Here is a 17,579-nt window from a genome sequence, read left to right on the forward strand (position 1 = left end):
CGGGCGGCCGGTGCGCGCGACGCGCACCGGCCCCGCGACGCGGGTGCGTCAGACCAGCTCGGGGAACCAGAGCGCGATCTCGCGCTTCGCGCTGTCCGGCGAGTCGGAGGCGTGCACCAGGTTCTCGCGGTTGGACAGGGAGAGGTCGCCGCGGATCGTGCCGGCCGCCGCCCGACGCCCGTCGGTCGCGCCGACGAGCCCGCGCACCACGTCGATGACCTGGTCGCCGGAGAGCACCAGCGCCACCAGCGGCCCGCCGGTCATGAAGTCCTTCAGCGGCGGATAGAACGGCTTGTCGACGTGCTCGGCGTAGTGCTCGTCGGCCAGCGCGGCGTCCATCGTCCGGGACACCATCGCGTCGATCCGCAGCCCCTTGCGCTCGAAGCGGGAGATCACCTCGCCGACCAGCCCGCGGCGGACCGCGTCGGGCTTGATCAGTACGAGGGTGCGCTCATCGGGGCTGCTGCTGGACACGCTGGGTTCCTCCTGTGCGCGGAAGACGGTCGGGCTGGGTACGGTCAGCCTAGCGACCCGGTCCCGGCACCGGCGCGGCGGCCGGTCCTTCCTCCGGCGGCCGATCCGGCCTAGCCTGGCCCTTGACCCTCGGGAGGTCCACTGTGGCGAATGGCGGGAACCGGCCCATCGCACCGGTACGCAAGCTGATCGCCGCGGTGCTGGGCACCGTGGCCACCTTCGTCGTCCTCTTCGGCCTGGGCATGACGAGCTGGGCGATCGTGGCGCTCGGCGTCGCCCTGCTGGTGCTGGCCATCGCGCTGGCCACGGTGCGTGGGGGCGGTCGCACCTGGGTCATCGGCGAAGGGCACGTGCACAGCGCCTCCGAGCCGCCCACGCAGTACGCCTTCGGCCGCTGCGAACTCCAGCTGGTGATCGACGCCCCGGGGCTGCCGCCCCGGTCCAAGAAGATCATCGAGCCGCGGGTGCCGGTGGCGAAGTGGCCGTCGCTCGGCCAGACGCTGCCGATCCGGGTGGCCCTGGACGACCAGCGCCACGTCCGGGTGCTCTGGGACGACGTGCCCACCCACGCAGAGACCGCCGCCGCCGCCGCGGCCGACCTGCCGCCCGAGTACGCGGGCACCGAGCCGCTGGACGACGTGCTGATCCAGCAGGAGGCCCCGCCGTGGGCGGACCGGGCGCCGGACGACGACTTCCGGGACGACTACCGCGACGACTACCGGGACGACTTCCGGGCGCCGGTGGGCGATCCGCTGGGCGACCCCGTCGGGGATCCCCTGGGCGATCCGCTCGGTGGGGACCGGGTCGGGCGGCCCGAGGAACGCGAGCCCGTCGTGATGCACCAGCGTCCGGGTGGGCCGGTCGTCCTGGAGGGCACGCTCGTCGAGCAGCCCGCCACCGGCACCCTGCCGCGCCGGGCCACCCCGACGCCCCGCCCGCCCGCCGAGGAGCGGTTCGACGCGCCCGGCGAGCGCCCCGACCCGACCGCGCCGGCGGATCCGCTCGACCTGCCCCTGGACGATCCCGCCCCGCCGCGCGACCGGGTCCGCGACGACCGGGTCCGCGACGACCGGGTCCGCGACGACCGGATCAGCCCGGAGGAACTGGACGAGGCGATCTTCGGTCCGGGCCCGGCGACCGACGCCGACGACGAGGCCGGAGAGACCGCGGCGGCCGGCGACGAGTTCGGGGCGCCGATCGCCGGTGTGGGGCTGACCCTGCTGGTCACCGACCTGCCCCGCTCGCTGGACTTCTACCGCGACCTGGGTTTCGCCGAGGTCGACCGGGGCTCCGGCAACGCGGTCCTCTCCTCCGGGACGACCCGCCTGGTGCTGCGCGAGGTGACCGAGGCCGCGCCGATCAGCCGCCGGCTGGTGCACGTCAACCTCGAGGTCGACGACATCGGCTCCGCCTACGAGCGGCTGCGCGGCACGGGCGTCCGGTTCACGTACGCCCCCCGGGTGGTCAACCGGGGCACGAAGCTGGAGGTGTGGGCGGCGGCGTTCCGCGACCCGGACGGCCACGGCATCGCCCTCACCCAGTGGCGGGAACGCGCCGAGGCCTGACCCGGCCCAGCTCGCCCAGGCCTGACCCGTCAGCCCAGGATGACCCGGCGCACGTGCAGGGCGTAGCCCCACACCAGGGCGAAGACGATCCCCAGCACCAGCAGCGACCAGTGCAGCAGGCCGGCCAGCATGAGCAGTCCCTGCAGGGCGGTGCCGGCGTGCCAGGCCCACGGCCGGCGCATCATGCCGGCGAGCAGCACCGCCGCCACGGCCAACGCCACCACGGCCCCGATCGCGGCGCCGCCCAGGTCGCCGCCGACCACCCGGATCGGCTGGATGGCCAGCACCAGCACCAGCGCCTCCAGGCTGAGCGTGCCGGCACCGAGGCCACGGACCGCCCGCTCCGGGTTGCGCAGCCCGGAGCGGCGCGGCGGGCGCCCTGCGGGGTTGCCGTCGGCCGTCCGGACCGCGCCGTCGTCAGGGGTGCCGTCCGACGTACCGGCGGGGAGGTCGCCGGGGACCTTGCCGGGTGCCCCGGTCGGGCGGTCGTCGCCCGTGGGGGCGCGCTCCGGCCCGGTCATCGCTTCAGCAGCCGACGGGCGTCGGCCACCGTCACCACCGACCCGGTGACCAGCACCCCGACCCCGCTCAGCTCCCCCGGTACGTCCTCCTCGGCCATCGCCACCGCCGCCTCGATCGCGTCCGGCATCTCCTCGGCCACCTCCACCCGCTCGGGCCCGAAGACCTCCGCCGCCAGCGCGGCCAACTCCCGGGCCGGCAGCGCCCGGGGCGAGCTGTTGCGGGTCACCACGACCTGGTCGACCACCGGCTCCAGCAGCTCCAGCAGGCTCGCCGCGTCCTTGTCCGCGAGGACACCGACCACCGCGACCAGCTTGCTGAAGGCGAACTCCTCCTGAAGGGCGGCCACCGTGGCCGCCATCCCGTGCGGGTTGTGCGCCCCGTCGAGCAGGATGGTCGGCGCGCTGCGTACGCGCTCCAGCCGGCCGGGCGAGCTGGCGGTGGCGAAGCCCTCCCGGACCGCCTCGACGTCGAGCTGCCGCTTCGCCCCGGCGCCGAGGAACGCCTCCACCGCCGCCAGCGCCACCGCCGCGTTCTGCGCCTGGTGGGCGCCGTGCAGCGGGATGAACACCTCCTCGTAGACGCCGCCGAGGCCCTGGAGGGTGAGCACCTGCCCGCCGACGGCGACGGCCCGCCGCAGCACCCCGAACTCGGCGCCCTCCCGGGCGATGGTCGCGCCGACCTCGGCACAGCGCTCCAGGATCGGCCCGGCGGCCTCCTCCTCCTGCGCCGCGGAGATCACCGTCGCGCCCTTGTGGATGATTCCCGCCTTGGCCAGCGCGATGTCCTGGATGGTGTCGCCGAGCCACTCGGTGTGGTCCAGCCCGACCGGAGTGAGCACGCACACCCCGGCCTGGATCACGTTGGTGGCGTCCTCGGCGCCGCCGAGACCCACCTCGACCACCGCCACGTCCACCGGGGCATCGGCGAAGGTGGCGAAGGCCAGCGCGGTCGTCATGTCGAAGTACGTCAGCGGCTCCGCCGAGCGCTCGTCGACCAGCCGGGCGAGCGGCTCGATCTCCCGGTACGTGGCGACGAACCGCCCCTCGTCCACCGGCTCGCCGTCCAGGCTGATCCGCTCCCGGACGCTCTCCAGGTGCGGGCTGGTGTAGCGGCCGGTGTGCAGCCCGAACGCCCGCAGCAGCGAGTCGATCATCCGGGCCGTCGAGGTCTTGCCGTTGGTGCCGGTCAGGTGGATCGACGGGTACGCCCGCTGCGGGCTGCCGAGCAGGTCCAGCAGCGACTCGATCTTGTCCAGCTCGAAGGCCATGCGGGTGAACCCGCGTTCGGCCAGCTCGGCCTCGACGGCGGCGAAATCGGTGCGGTCGGTCACGAGGGCAGCGCCTCCAGAGCGGCGTCGATGCGGATGAGGTCGGCCTCGGCGACGGCGAGCCGGTCGCGGATCTTGGCGACCACCGGCTCCGGCGCCTTGTCGACGAACGCCGGGTTACCGAGCTTCGCCCGGGCCTGCGCGGCCTCCTTCTCGGCGGCGGCCCGGTCCTTGGTCAGCCGGGCCCGCTCGGCGGCCACGTCGATCGACCCCCGGGTGTCCAGGGCCACGCTCACGTCGCCGGGCATGGCGAGCGTCGCGCTGGCCTGGAAGCCGTCGCCGGCCGCGTCGAGGCGCACCAGCGACCGGATCAGCGGCTCGTGCGCGGCGATGCCGGCGGCCGCCAGGCCGTCGAGCCGCGCGGCGACCCGCTGCGTCGGGCGCAGCCCCTGGTCCGAGCGGAACCGCCGGATCTCGGTCACCACCCGCTGGAGGGTGCCGACCTCGACCTCCGCGGCGTCGTCGACTCCGGTACGATCGGCCACCGGCCAGGCGGCCGTCATCACCGTCTCGCCGCCGGTAAGCGCGGTCCACAGCTCCTCGGTGACGAACGGGATCACCGGGTGCAGCAGCCGCAGCAGCTGGTCCAGGACGTGCCCGAGCACCCGGCGGCTGGCCTCGGCGGCCGGGCCGTCCTCGGCGAGCACCGGCTTGGTCAGCTCCACGTACCAGTCGCAGACGTCGTCCCAGGCGAAGTGGTAGAGCAGGTCGCAGACCTTCGCGAACTCGTACGCCTCGAACTGCTCGTCCACGGCGGCGGTGACGTGCGCCAGCCGGGACAGGATCCACCGGTCGACCGTCGACAGCGTGTCGGCCGCCGGCAGCGGGCCCTCGGTGTGCGCGCCGTTGAGCAGCGCGAAGCGGGTGGCGTTCCACAGCTTGTTGCAGAAGTTGCGGGAGCCCTGGCACCAGTCCTCGCTGACCGGCACGTCCCCGCCCGGGTTGGCGCCCCGGGCGAGGGTGAACCGGGTGGCGTCGGCGCCGTACCGCTCGATCCAGTCCAGCGGGTCGACCACGTTGCCGAACGACTTCGACATCTTCTTGCCGTGCTGGTCGCGGACCATGCCGTGCAGGGCAACCGTGTGGAACGGCGGCCGGCCGTCCATCGCGTACAGGCCGAACATCATCATCCGGGCGACCCAGAAGAAGAGGATGTCGTAGCCCGTGACCAGCACACTGGTCGGGTAGAACTTCGCCAGGTCGGGAGTCTGCTCCGGCCAGCCGAGCGTGGAGAACGGCCACAGGCCGCTGGAGAACCAGGTGTCCAGGACGTCCTCGTCCTGGTGCCAGCCCTCGCCGCCCGGCGGCTCCTCGTCCGGGCCGACGCAGACGATCTCGCCGTCCGGGCCGTACCAGACGGGGATGCGGTGGCCCCACCAGAGCTGGCGGGAGATGCACCAGTCGTGCATGTTGTCGACCCAGGCGAAGTACCGCTTGGCCAGCTCCGCCGGCTCGATCTTCACCCGGCCGTCGCGCACCGCGTCGCCGGCGGCCTCGGCCAGCGGGGCGGTGTTGACGAACCACTGGAGCGACAGCCGCGGCTCGACGGTCGTCCGGCACCGGGAGCAGTGCCCCACCGCGTGCACGTACGGCCGCTTCTCCGCGACGATCCGGCCCTGCTCCCGCAGCGCGGCGACGATCGCCGGGCGGGCCTCGTAGCGGTCCAGGCCCTGGAACGGGCCGTGCGCGGTGATGACGCCCCGCTCGTCCATGATCGTCAGCGACGGCAGGTCGTGCCGCTGGCCGATCTCGAAGTCGTTCGGGTCGTGCGCGGGGGTCACCTTGACCATGCCGGTGCCGAAGCTCGGGTCGACGTGCTCGTCGGCCACGATCGGGATCCGCCGGTCGGTCAACGGCACGGCCACCTCGGTGCCGATCAGGTGCCGGTAGCGCTCGTCGTCCGGGTGCACGGCGACCGCGGTGTCACCGAGCATCGTCTCGGCCCGGGTGGTGGCGACCACGACGTCGTCGCTGTACCGGATCGAGATCAGCTCGCCGTCGTCGTCGGTGTGCTCCACCTCAATGTCCGACAGCGCGGTCAGGCAGCGCGGACACCAGTTGATGATCCGGTTGGCCCGGTAGATCAGCCCGTCGTCGTAGAGCTTCTTGAACATGGTCTGGACGGACCGCGACAGGCCCTCGTCCATGGTGAAGCGCTCACGGTCCCAGTCGACGGAGTCGCCGAGGCGACGCATCTGCCCGAGGATCGCGCCGCCGGACTCGGCCTTCCACTGCCACACCCGCTCGACGAACTTCTCCCGGCCCAGGTCGTGCCGGGACAGGCCCTGGCCGGCGAGCTGCCGCTCGACCACGTTCTGGGTGGCGATCCCGGCGTGGTCCATGCCCGGCAGCCACAGCGCCTCGTGGCCCTGCATCCTCTTGCGCCGCACCAGCGCGTCCTGGACGGTGTGGTCCAGCGCGTGGCCCATGTGCAGGGAGCCGGTGACGTTGGGCGGCGGGATGACGATGGTGAAGGGGGGCTTGTCGCTGTCCGCCGACGCCCGGAAGTGGCCGGCGGCTACCCACTGCTCGTACCGTCGCTGCTCCACCTCGCCGGGCTGGTACTGGCCGGCAAGGGTCGGGGCGTCGGGGCGTCGGGCATCCAGTCTCTCGGTCACCCTGAAAGTCTACGGAGCGCTTCGGTGGACCCGACGTGCGCCACCTGCCGTTCGCGTACGGTGTCGGCTATGTCCGACGCACATCTCACCGATCGCCCGGTCGCGGACGGGTCCGAACCGATCGACCTGACCGACGAGCCCATCCAGCTCAGCAACCGGGACCCGGAGAGCGCCCCGGAACGGCGGGGGACGTGGTCGGGGCGCCGGCGGGTGGCGTGGGCCGTGGCGGCGGTGGTCGGGATCGCGGGGGCCGCGGTGCTCGGCACGGCCGGCTGGCGGGTCGCCCAGCAGAAGGACGCCGACCTGGCCACCCCGGACCGGGTGGCGGGCCTCGTCCGCGACGACAGCGACCGGGCCCGCAGCACCTCCGACTACCTGCGCAGCGGATTCGCCGCTGGCATCGACCTGGACAGCAGCTTCGGCACCGTCTACCGGGATCCCGCCGACGACAGGCGCCCGGTGCCGATCTTCGGCGGGACGACAGTGCTCTGGCAGCCGGAGCGGGACCTGGACAGCCTCTTCGGCCTGCTGACCGACGAGACCGGCAAGGTGACGGGGCTGCGCAAGGTGCCCGCGGGACGCTTCGGTGGTGTGATGAAGTGCGGCATCACCAGCGGCGACGGCGGCGACTTCGCGGTCTGCGGGTGGGCCGACCACGGCAGCGTGGTGATGGCGATGTTCCCAGGCCGCTCCGTGAACGACGCCGGCGGGCTGTTCCGCGCCATGCGCGAGGAGATCCAGACCCGAGGCTGATGCTCTTGCGGCCCGGCCCGACCAGGTGGGTGCGCCCTGAGCCCAAGTGGTGCGGGCGGAGTCGGGGTGGTCTGGGCGCAGTTCAAGTGGTGCGGGCGCAGTTCAAGTGGTGCGGGCGGAGGGCCCCCCGGCGCCTGGCCGGGAAATCCCCCGGCCCCGGCCTGGAAACGATTCCGCCGCCCGATCGGTCCTGCTCCGTGGGGATCCGGTTCTCGGCCTCCGGTCCCCGCAGGCTTCGGCTTTCGGCCACGCCCCGAAATGAGCCGTAACGCAGTTCAGGGCCACCCCGTACGGGGTGACCCTGAACTGAAAGATTGTCCGGCGGTGTCCTACTCTCCCACACCCTCCCGAGTGCAGTACCATCGGCGCTGGAGGGCTTAGCTTCCGGGTTCGGAATGTAACCGGGCGTTTCCCCTCCGCCATGACCGCCGTAACTCTATCAACATATCAAACAACACCACACAATGTGGTCTGTTGTTCGTTTGCTGTGAGTTGCACAGTGGACGCGTAGCAGCTTAGTAGTCAAGTCCTCGGCCTATTAGTACCGGTCAACTGAACCCGTTACCGGGCTTACATTTCCGGCCTATCAACCCAGTCGTCTAGCTGGGGGCCTTACCCCACCAAAGGTGGGTGGGATACCTCATCTTGAAGCGAGCTTCCCGCTTAGATGCTTTCAGCGGTTATCCCTTCCGAACGTAGCTAACCAGCCGTGCCCCTGGCGGGACAACTGGCACACCAGAGGTTCGTCCGTCCCGGTCCTCTCGTACTAGGGACAGCCCTTCTCAAGTATCCTACGCGCACGGCGGATAGGGACCGAACTGTCTCACGACGTTCTAAACCCAGCTCGCGTACCGCTTTAATGGGCGAACAGCCCAACCCTTGGGACCTGCTACAGCCCCAGGATGCGACGAGCCGACATCGAGGTGCCAAACCATCCCGTCGATATGGACTCTTGGGGAAGATCAGCCTGTTATCCCCGGGGTACCTTTTATCCGTTGAGCGACACCGCTTCCACTCGCAAGTGCCGGATCACTAGTCCCGACTTTCGTCCCTGCTCGACCTGTCAGTCTCACAGTCAAGCTCCCTTGTGTACTTGCACTCAACACCTGATTGCCAACCAGGCTGAGGGAACCTTTGGGCGCCTCCGTTACCCTTTAGGAGGCAACCGCCCCAGTTAAACTACCCACCAGACACTGTCCCTGAACCGGATAACGGTCCGAAGTTAGATACCCAAATCAACCAGAGTGGTATTTCAAGATTGCCTCCACCCATACTGGCGTATGGACTTCACCGGCTCCCACCTATCCTACACAAGCTAATTCGGATACCAATGTCAAGCTATAGTAAAGGTCCCGGGGTCTTTCCGTCCTGCCGCGCGTAACGAGCATCTTTACTCGTAATGCAATTTCGCCGGGCCTGTGGTTGAGACAGTGGGGAAGTCGTTACGCCATTCGTGCAGGTCGGAACTTACCCGACAAGGAATTTCGCTACCTTAGGATGGTTATAGTTACCACCGCCGTTTACTGGCGCTTAAGTTCTCCGCTTCGCCCCGAAGAGCTAACAGGTCCCCTTAACGTTCCAGCACCGGGCAGGCGTCAGTCCATATACATCGAATTACTTCTTCGCATGGACCTGTGTTTTTAGTAAACAGTCGCTTCCCCCTGCTCTCTGCGGCCATACAACGCTCCACCCGCGCGGGGCTTCACGTCTCCGGCCCCCCTTCTCCCTAAGTTACGGGGGCAATTTGCCGAGTTCCTTAACCACAGTTCGCCCGATCGCCTCGGTATTCTCTACCTGACCACCTGTGTCGGTTTGGGGTACGGGCCGCTAAGAACTCGCTAGAGGCTTTTCTCGGCAGCATAGGATCACTGACTTCACCTGAATCGGCTCGGCATCACGTCTCAGCCTTCATGGCGTGCGGATTTGCCTACACACCGGCCTACACGCTTACCCCGGCACAACCACCGGCCGGGCTCAGCTACCTTCCTGCGTCACCCCATCGCTTGACTACTACCCGCCAGGTTCCCACGCTCCCCCAGTTCGGTCCGAAGACCTCCCCAGGTTTGGGTGGTTAGCACAACGAGGTTCATCAGGGACGCTCTTTCGCGGGTACGGGAATATCAACCCGTTGTCCATCGACTACGCCTCTCGGCCTCGCCTTAGGTCCCGACTCACCCAGGGCGGATTAGCCTGGCCCTGGAACCCTTGGTCATCCGGCGGAAGGGTTTCTCACCCTTCTTTCGCTACTCATGCCTGCATTCTCACTCGTGCCGCGTCCACAACTGGGTCACCCCGCTGCTTCACCCCCGGCACGACGCTCCCCTACCCATCCACACACCTGCACAACACATCAAGGCGTTGCGTGGTTAAAATGTGAATGCCACAGCTTCGGCGGTGTGCTTGAGCCCCGCTACATTGTCGGCGCGGAACCACTTGACCAGTGAGCTATTACGCACTCTTTAAAGGGTGGCTGCTTCTAAGCCAACCTCCTGGTTGTCTATGCGACCCCACATCCTTTTCCACTTAGCACACGCTTAGGGGCCTTAGCTGGTGATCTGGGCTGTTTCCCTCTCGACTACGAAGCTTATCCCCCGCAGTCTCACTGCCGCGCTCTCACTTACCGGCATTCGGAGTTTGGCTGATTTCGGTAAGCTTGTGGGCCCCCTAGACCATCCAGTGCTCTACCTCCGGCAAGAAACACGCGACGCTGCACCTAAATGCATTTCGGGGAGAACCAGCTATCACGGAGTTTGATTGGCCTTTCACCCCTAACCACAGGTCATCCCCCAACTTTTCAACGTTGGTGGGTTCGGCCCTCCACGCGGTCTTACCCGCGCTTCAGCCTGCCCATGGCTAGATCACTCCGCTTCGGGTCTAGGACACGCGACTGAATCGCCCTATTCAGACTCGCTTTCGCTACGGCTCCCCCACACGGGTTAACCTCGCCACATGCCACTAACTCGCAGGCTCATTCTTCAAAAGGCACGCCGTCACCCCGCAAGGCTCCGACGGATTGTAGGCGAACGGTTTCAGGTACTATTTCACTCCCCTCCCGGGGTACTTTTCACCATTCCCTCACGGTACTCGTCCGCTATCGGTCACCAGGAAGTATTTAGGCTTACCAGGTGGTCCTGGCAGATTCACGGCAGATTACAGGGGTCCGCCGCTACTCGGGAACACCCACAGAAGACCAGCCACTTTCACCTACCGGACTCTCACCGCCTACGGTCAGCCTTTCCAGACTGTTCGGCTAGCAACTGGCTTTGTAACTTCTCGAACAAGTGTCAGCTCATTCAGCAGGGTCCCACAACCCCAACCACGCAACCCCTGACAGGTATCACACGCAGCCGGTTTAGCCTCAATCCGCTTTCGCTCGCCACTACTCACGGAATCACTATTTGTTTTCTCTTCCTACGGGTACTGAGATGTTTCACTTCCCCGCGTTCCCCCCACACACCCTATGTGTTCAGGTGTGGGTGACTGGACATGACTCCAGCCAGGTTTCCCCATTCGGACACCCTGGGATCACAGCTTGGTTGACAGCTCCCCCAGGCCTATCGCGGCCTCCCACGTCCTTCATCGGCTCCTGGTGCCAAGGCATCCACCGTTCGCCCTTGACAACTTGACCACAAAGATGCTCGCGTCCACTGTGCAATTCTCAACAAACGACCAACCCACAACCCCACAGCCCCACACCAGCACCACCACAGTGATCGGTATGCGAGACCAGGCCATGCCTGGCAACCAGCTCCACCCACAGGCGAAGCAATGGCTCCGAAAGAAACAACCACCGGTTGTTCTTTCAGGACCCAACAGGGTGCTCTACGCCAAACCCCAGCCGCACCAGGAGGAACCGTTCCACACCACCCCGAAAGATGGCCGTACTAGGTATCCCGGCCGTTGCCGGCATCCAACTCACCAGTGTCTCCGCCATTGAGCACCCCACCACCACATTCGGGCAGTGCGGGCTCCTTACCGACTTTCGTCGGAAGGTGCTCCTTAGAAAGGAGGTGATCCAGCCGCACCTTCCGGTACGGCTACCTTGTTACGACTTCGTCCCAATCGCCAGCCCCACCTTCGACGGCTCCCTCCACAAGGGTTGGGCCACCGGCTTCGGGTGTTGCCGACTTTCGTGACGTGACGGGCGGTGTGTACAAGGCCCGGGAACGTATTCACCGCAGCGTTGCTGATCTGCGATTACTAGCGACTCCGACTTCACGGGGTCGAGTTGCAGACCCCGATCCGAACTGAGACCGGCTTTTTGGGATTCGCTCCACCTCACGGTATCGCAGCCCATTGTACCGGCCATTGTAGCATGCGTGAAGCCCTGGACATAAGGGGCATGATGACTTGACGTCATCCCCACCTTCCTCCGAGTTGACCCCGGCAGTCTTCGATGAGTCCCCGCCATAACGCGCTGGCAACATCGAACGAGGGTTGCGCTCGTTGCGGGACTTAACCCAACATCTCACGACACGAGCTGACGACAGCCATGCACCACCTGTGACCGCCCCCGAAGGACCCGACATCTCTGCCGGTTTTGCGGCCATGTCAAACCCAGGTAAGGTTCTTCGCGTTGCATCGAATTAATCCGCATGCTCCGCCGCTTGTGCGGGCCCCCGTCAATTCCTTTGAGTTTTAGCCTTGCGGCCGTACTCCCCAGGCGGGGCGCTTAATGCGTTAGCTGCGGCACAGGGAACCGGAGAGGCCCCCCACACCTAGCGCCCAACGTTTACAGCGTGGACTACCAGGGTATCTAATCCTGTTCGCTCCCCACGCTTTCGCTCCTCAGCGTCAGTATCGGCCCAGAGACCCGCCTTCGCCACCGGTGTTCCTCCTGATATCTGCGCATTTCACCGCTACACCAGGAATTCCAGTCTCCCCTACCGAACTCTAGCCTGCCCGTATCGACTGCAGGCCCGCAGTTGAGCTGCGGGTTTTCACAGTCGACGCGACAAGCCGCCTACGAGCTCTTTACGCCCAATAAATCCGGACAACGCTCGCACCCTACGTCTTACCGCGGCTGCTGGCACGTAGTTGGCCGGTGCTTCTTCTGCAGGTACCGTCACTTACGCTTCGTCCCTGCTGAAAGAGGTTTACAACCCGAAGGCCGTCATCCCTCACGCGGCGTCGCTGCATCAGGCTTCCGCCCATTGTGCAATATTCCCCACTGCTGCCTCCCGTAGGAGTCTGGGCCGTGTCTCAGTCCCAGTGTGGCCGGTCGCCCTCTCAGGCCGGCTACCCGTCGTCGCCTTGGTAGGCCATCACCCCACCAACAAGCTGATAGGCCGCGAGCCCATCCCAGGCCGAAAAACTTTCCACCACCAACCATGCGACCGGTGGTCCTATTCGGTATTAGCCCCCGTTTCCGAGGGTTATCCCAAAGCCTAGGGCAGGTTGCTCACGTGTTACTCACCCGTTCGCCGCTCGAGTACCCCGAAGGGCCTTTCCGCTCGACTTGCATGTGTTAAGCACGCCGCCAGCGTTCGTCCTGAGCCAGGATCAAACTCTCCAACAAAAACTTGTTGAAAAACTGTCCCGACAACAAAAGTGTTGCCAAAGGAATCCAAGACCAGCCAAACCGAAGCCTGACCAGTCCAGGGTATAAATCATAATTGGCACTGGCTTATCAAGCACCCTGTTGAGTTCTCAAAGAACAACCACACACCACTCGGGTGTCCCACATTGTGGGAACCCGCTTGGGGCAACCTCTTTACCTTACTCGGTTCACTTCCCGTCGTCAACCTCGTGTCCGAGGTGATCGAGGAGGTGTTCCGGATTCCACGATGACGCTCGCCGTATCACGGCGGTCGTTGCTGTCGTGGGGAGCCGCAGACCGGCCGATCACCACTTCGTGGTCATCCGCCCGGCTCCTGCCGGCGTCCGAACTTTACCCGGTCGGCCTCGCGATCGCAACCCCATCTTGGAGTGTTCTCGCACCGCCCGGATCCTCAGCCTCGCCCGGCGTCTCCGCCACGAGCCTGGTGCCGTTGTCGGCCAGTTTGTCCGGCCTCCCGCGTGCAGAGAGAAAGTTACGCCGCCCGCCCGGAGAAGGCAAATCGGCGATCGTCACTTGAACCCGCAAGGGCCGCCGGCGGTCGCGCATTCGTGACGACCACGTGGGTCCAAAGGCGGTCCCGGCGTGCCAGAGTGTCTGTCATGGCTGACCTCCCGCGCACCCGGGTGACCGTGCTCGCCGAGGACGCGCTGACGGGACTGCTGCTGCCGTTCTGGCAGCTGGTCATCGGCGCCTTCGTGGTCTTCGTCGTCCTGGTCTCGGTGGCTCGGCTGGCCCGCCGTGGTCGGTCCCGCATGACGACGGCACTCCTGGTCACCGCCGCCGCGATCGCCGGCTTCGCCGTGCTGGGCGTACTGCTTCAGGGGTGAGCGTCAGAGCCGGCGGTTCGCGAGGCTCGGCAACTCGGCGCGGATCGTCCGCAGCCGGTCAAGATCGAGGTCGGCGACGGCCAGACCCGGGCCGTCGGGCACCTGGGTGAGCACCACCCCCCACGGGTCGACCACCATGCTGCGTCCGTAGCAGGTCCGGCTCGGCTCGTGGTCGCCGACCTGCCCCGCCGCGGCGACGAAGCACTGGTTCTCGATCGCCCGCGCGCGCAGCAGCACCTCCCAGTGGTCCCGCCCCGTGTGGACCATGAAGGCCGCCGGCACCACGAGCAACTGGGCGCCGCCCTCGATCACGAGCCGCCGGTACAGCTCCGGGAACCGGAGGTCGTAGCAGATCGACAGGCCCACGCGAAGGCCCTCGACGTCGACGACCACCGGCTGGTCGCCCGGGGCCACGGTGGCCGACTCCAGGTAGGAGACCCGGCCGGGGATCTCCACGTCGTACAAGTGGATCTTGCGGTAGCTGGCGGCGAGCGTGCCGGAGCGGTCGAAGACCAGGGAGGTGTTCCAGGTGCGGGCCGGATCCGGCCCGCGCTCGTGGATCGACCCGGCGATCAGCCACATGCCCAGCCGCCGGGCGACGCCGGCGAAGAACTGGCCGACCTCGCCGTCGACCGGCTCCGGTTCGGGGAGGCCCGCGGCGGGGCCGAGATAGTCGACGAACTCCGGCAGGAGCGCCAGGTCCGCGCCGGCCGCCGCCGCGCGTTCCAGCAGGGCCTCCGCGGCCGCGAGGTTCGCCTTACGGTCTTCCCGGGAGTTCAGCTGACAGACGGCGACGCGCATGGGGATCAGCGTACGACCGGAGGGGGCGCGGCGACAGCGTCGAAGAGGTGGCGGGGCTCCCGGGCCACGGGTGGATCGAGCCTGCGGCGTCGGCCGGGCCGGACATGACACCGCGCCCGACCGGAGCGGTCGGGCGCGGCGGCGGTGGATCAGGCCGACTTCTCCTCGCGGTCCCGCCGGGCACGCCGGCCCGTGAACTCGCGGGGAACGATCGTCGGGTTGACGTTCTCGAGCACCACCTCGCGGGTGATCAGCACCCGGGCGGCGTCGGGGTTGCTCGGCACCTCGTACATCACGGAGAGCAGGACCTCTTCCATGATCGCCCGGAGGCCGCGGGCGCCCGTGCCGCGCAGCATCGCCTGGTCGGCAATCGCCTCCAGGGCCGGCGGCTCGAACTCCAGCTCGACGCCGTCGAGCTCGAAGAGGCGCTGATATTGCCTCACCAGGGCGTTGCGCGGTTCGGTGAGGATGCGCACCAGGGCGGTGCGGTCGAGGCTGCGCACGTTGGTGATCACCGGGAGCCGGCCGATGAACTCGGGGATCAGGCCGAACTTCAGCATGTCCTCCGGCATGACCTGGCTGAAGATGTCATCGGTCGACCGCTCGGAGACCGACCGGAGCCGGGCGCCGAAGCCCGTGCCGCCGTGGCCGGTGCGGGCCTCGATGATCTGGTCGAGCCCGGCGAAGGCACCACCGCAGATGAACAGCACGTTCGTGGTGTCGATCTGGATGAACTCCTGGTGGGGGTGCTTGCGCCCACCCTGTGGCGGCACGTTGGCCACCGTGCCTTCCAGCATCTTCAACAGCGCCTGCTGGACGCCCTCGCCGGAGACGTCCCGCGTGATCGACGGGTTCTCCGACTTACGGGCGATCTTGTCGACCTCGTCGATGTAGATGATGCCGGTCTCGGCGCGCTTGATGTCGTAGTCGGCGGCCTGGATCAGCTTGAGGAGGATGTTCTCCACGTCCTCGCCGACGTAGCCGGCCTCCGTGAGCGCGGTGGCGTCGGCGATGGCGAACGGCACGTTCAGCATCCGCGCCAGGGTCTGCGCCAGGTGGGTCTTGCCGCACCCCGTCGGGCCGAGCAGCAGGATGTTGGACTTGGCCAGCTCGACGGCGTCACTGCCGGAGCCCGGCGCGCCGGCCGCCTCGGCCTGGATCCGCTTGTAGTGGTTGTAGACCGCGACGGCGAGCGCCTTCTTGGCCTGGTCCTGCCCGACGACGTAGGTGTCGAGGAACTGGCAGATCTCCATCGGCTTGGGAAGCTCTTCCCACTTCACCTCGCCGGACTCGGCCAGCTCCTCCTCGATGATCTCGTTGCAGAGATCGATGCACTCGTCGCAGATGTAGACCCCGGGGCCCGCTATGAGCTTTTTGACCTGCTTCTGCGACTTACCGCAGAACGAGCATTTAAGTAGGTCGCCGCCGTCACCGATCCGTGCCACCTACGTTCTCCCTGCACTCGTCGGCCGGAGACCCGGCCCTCGCCTGCGGACGTGGAAGCGTCCGCCTCGTTTCACCCCGCTCGTCCACCCCGCCGGCGTACCGGTGGAGCGGCACAGACCCGACGTTACCCGCTGGCGGGGGTTTCTCCGACCCCCAAAACGGGTGTGTCAGACGGTCGGCCGGGAGCGGACTCCCGGCCGACCGCGACCCGAGCTGTTCAGCTGGCGGCGTTGGCCGCCAGCAGGCCCTTCTTGCGGCTGGTGAGGATGGTGTCCACCAGCCCGTACTCCTTGGACTCCTCGGCCGTCATGATCTTGTCACGGTCGATGTCCTTGCGGACCTTCTCGATCGGCTGGTTGCAGTGCCGCGAGAGCATGTCCTCGAGCTGCGTGCGCATCCGCAGGATCTCCCGGGCCTGGATCTCGATGTCCGAGCCCTGCCCGTAGCCGCCCTCGGTGGCCGGCTGGTGGATGATGATCCGCGAGTTCGGCAGCGCCATCCGCTTGCCCGGGGTGCCGGCGGCCAGCAGCACGGCCGCCGCGCTGGCGGCCTGGCCGAGGCAGACCGTCGAGATGTCCGGCCGGACGTACTGCATGGTGTCGTAGATCGCCGTCATGGCGGTGAACGAACCGCCGGGCGAGTTGATGTACATGATGATGTCGCGGTCCGGGTCGGTGCCCTCGAGCGTCAGCAGCTGCGCCATCACGTCGTTGGCCGACGCGTCGTCGACCTGGACGCCGAGGAAGATGATCCGGTCCTCGAAGAGCTTGTTGTAGGGGTTGGACTCCTTGACCCCGTACGACGTGCGCTCGACGAACGACGGCAGGACGTAGCGGTTGTGCACGGCCGCGAACTGGGGCGGCAGGCTCAGGTCGGTCATCGTCAGCTCCTCAGCTCAGGGTCCCGGCGCCATCCGGAACCTGGGCGGCCCCGATGATCACCTTGTCGATGAAGCCGTAGTCCAGGGCCTCCTGGGCGGTGAACCAGCGGTCGCGGTCGGAGTCCGCCTCGATCTGCGCCTGGCTCTGACCGGTGTGGTGCGCGACCCGCTCCTGGAACATCCGCTTGGTGTAGAGCATCTGCTCCGCCTGGATGGCGATGTCGGACGCGGTGCCGCCCAGACCGCCGGAGGGCTGGTGCATCATGATCCGCGCGTGCGGCAGGGCGTAGCGCTTGCCCTTGGTGCCGGCGCAGAGCAGCAGCTGACCCATCGACGCCGCCATGCCCATCGCCACGGTCGAGACGTCGTTGTCGATGAACTGCATGGTGTCGTAGATCGCCATGCCGGAGTAGACCGAACCGCCCGGCGAGTTGATCCAGAGGTTGATGTCGCGGTCCGGGTCCTCCGCGGCGAGCAGCAGGAGCTGCGCGCAGATGCGGTTGGCGACCTGGTCGGTCACCTCGCTGCCCAGGAAGATGATGCGTTCCTTGAGCAACCGGTTGTAGACCGAGTCGTCGAGGTTGCCAATGGTGTCGCCACCGCGGGCATCGATCGCCCGGAGCGGCTTCGCTTGGATGTGCATGTCGGTCATGGCAGCCCTTCGCTCTCCGTACCGTCCTACCCGACACTAACCGCTCAGCCGGATGGCAGAGCGCCGGTCCGGGCAGTGTTCGCTATCAGCGCAGTACCGCCGAGGCGTACCCGAAAAGGGAATCGGCCGCCGTCCACCGCAGGCGGCGGACGGC

Annotated in this window: 11 protein-coding genes and 3 rRNA genes; 3 read left to right on the forward strand and 11 right to left on the reverse strand. The window is 67.3% G+C overall.

Features of this window, described 5'->3' with window-relative positions; translation table 11 throughout:
• Positions 1-48: 48 nt before the first annotated feature.
• Positions 49-474, reverse strand: coding sequence for a nucleoside-diphosphate kinase (gene ndk / locus AC0OO9_RS07900; RefSeq protein WP_132240451.1), 426 nt, complete (start codon positions 472-474; stop codon positions 49-51).
• Between the two features lie 143 nt (positions 475-617).
• On the opposite strand from ndk, the gene AC0OO9_RS07905 reads away from it, so the two are divergent.
• The gene (locus AC0OO9_RS07905) at positions 618-2,039 is read left to right on the forward strand and encodes a VOC family protein (protein ID WP_484516645.1); all 1,422 of its coding nucleotides are present in this window, start codon (positions 618-620) and stop codon (positions 2,037-2,039) included.
• Between the two features lie 29 nt (positions 2,040-2,068).
• Here the strand turns inward: AC0OO9_RS07905 and AC0OO9_RS07910 are convergent, their stop codons facing one another.
• From AC0OO9_RS07910 to AC0OO9_RS07920, 3 genes are read right to left on the reverse strand one after another with little or no spacing between them, the layout of a single operon-like run.
• Positions 2,069-2,560, reverse strand: coding sequence for a DUF4233 domain-containing protein (locus AC0OO9_RS07910; protein ID WP_484516647.1), 492 nt, complete (start codon positions 2,558-2,560; stop codon positions 2,069-2,071).
• The gene (locus AC0OO9_RS07915; protein WP_132240454.1) at positions 2,557-3,891 is read right to left on the reverse strand and encodes a bifunctional folylpolyglutamate synthase/dihydrofolate synthase; all 1,335 of its coding nucleotides are present in this window, start codon (positions 3,889-3,891) and stop codon (positions 2,557-2,559) included. Before AC0OO9_RS07915 ends, AC0OO9_RS07910 begins: the two co-directional genes overlap by 4 nt.
• On the reverse strand, positions 3,888-6,506 hold the full coding sequence (locus tag AC0OO9_RS07920) for a valine--tRNA ligase (protein WP_484516648.1): 2,619 nt from the start codon (positions 6,504-6,506) through the stop codon (positions 3,888-3,890). The genes AC0OO9_RS07915 and AC0OO9_RS07920 overlap by 4 nt, the downstream gene beginning before the upstream one ends.
• Before the next feature lie 69 nt (positions 6,507-6,575).
• On the opposite strand from AC0OO9_RS07920, the gene AC0OO9_RS07925 reads away from it, so the two are divergent.
• A complete protein-coding gene (locus tag AC0OO9_RS07925) occupies positions 6,576-7,259 on the forward strand; it encodes a hypothetical protein (RefSeq protein WP_484516649.1) in 684 nt (227 codons plus the stop codon).
• A gap of 316 nt (positions 7,260-7,575) precedes the next feature.
• Here the strand turns inward: AC0OO9_RS07925 and rrf are convergent.
• From rrf to AC0OO9_RS07940, 3 genes are all read right to left on the reverse strand, one after another.
• Positions 7,576-7,692: ribosomal RNA gene (rrf, locus tag AC0OO9_RS07930) — 5S ribosomal RNA — on the reverse strand.
• A gap of 85 nt (positions 7,693-7,777) precedes the next feature.
• Positions 7,778-10,887, reverse strand: a 23S ribosomal RNA gene (locus tag AC0OO9_RS07935).
• A 375-nt stretch (positions 10,888-11,262) separates the two neighbouring features.
• A 16S ribosomal RNA gene (locus AC0OO9_RS07940) occupies positions 11,263-12,777 on the reverse strand.
• Together the 16S, 23S and 5S rRNA genes form the textbook arrangement of a ribosomal RNA operon.
• 641 nt (positions 12,778-13,418) lie before the next feature.
• On the opposite strand from AC0OO9_RS07940, the gene AC0OO9_RS07945 reads away from it, so the two are divergent.
• Positions 13,419-13,646, forward strand: coding sequence for a hypothetical protein (locus AC0OO9_RS07945; RefSeq protein ID WP_121399376.1), 228 nt, complete (start codon positions 13,419-13,421; stop codon positions 13,644-13,646).
• Positions 13,647-13,649: 3 nt separating this feature from the next.
• On the opposite strand, the gene AC0OO9_RS07950 is transcribed toward AC0OO9_RS07945, so the two are convergent.
• The 4 genes from AC0OO9_RS07950 to AC0OO9_RS07965 form a co-directional block, all read right to left on the reverse strand.
• Entirely contained in the window at positions 13,650-14,447 is a 798-nt protein-coding gene (locus AC0OO9_RS07950; RefSeq protein ID WP_484516650.1) for a carbon-nitrogen hydrolase family protein, read from the reverse strand.
• Positions 14,448-14,596: 149 nt separating this feature from the next.
• Complete coding sequence (gene clpX / locus AC0OO9_RS07955) at positions 14,597-15,892, reverse strand: ATP-dependent Clp protease ATP-binding subunit ClpX (RefSeq protein WP_132239237.1); 1,296 nt, start codon at positions 15,890-15,892, stop codon at positions 14,597-14,599.
• A gap of 218 nt (positions 15,893-16,110) precedes the next feature.
• Complete coding sequence (locus AC0OO9_RS07960) at positions 16,111-16,773, reverse strand: ATP-dependent Clp protease proteolytic subunit (RefSeq protein WP_132239239.1); 663 nt, start codon at positions 16,771-16,773, stop codon at positions 16,111-16,113.
• 10 nt (positions 16,774-16,783) lie between these two features.
• Positions 16,784-17,425: an ATP-dependent Clp protease proteolytic subunit gene (locus AC0OO9_RS07965; protein ID WP_091628855.1), complete on the reverse strand. Its 642-nt coding sequence runs from the start codon at positions 17,423-17,425 to the stop codon at positions 16,784-16,786.
• Positions 17,426-17,579: the final 154 nt, after the last annotated feature.

It is taken from the genome of Micromonospora sp. USAFONa4 (assembly GCF_057197825.1).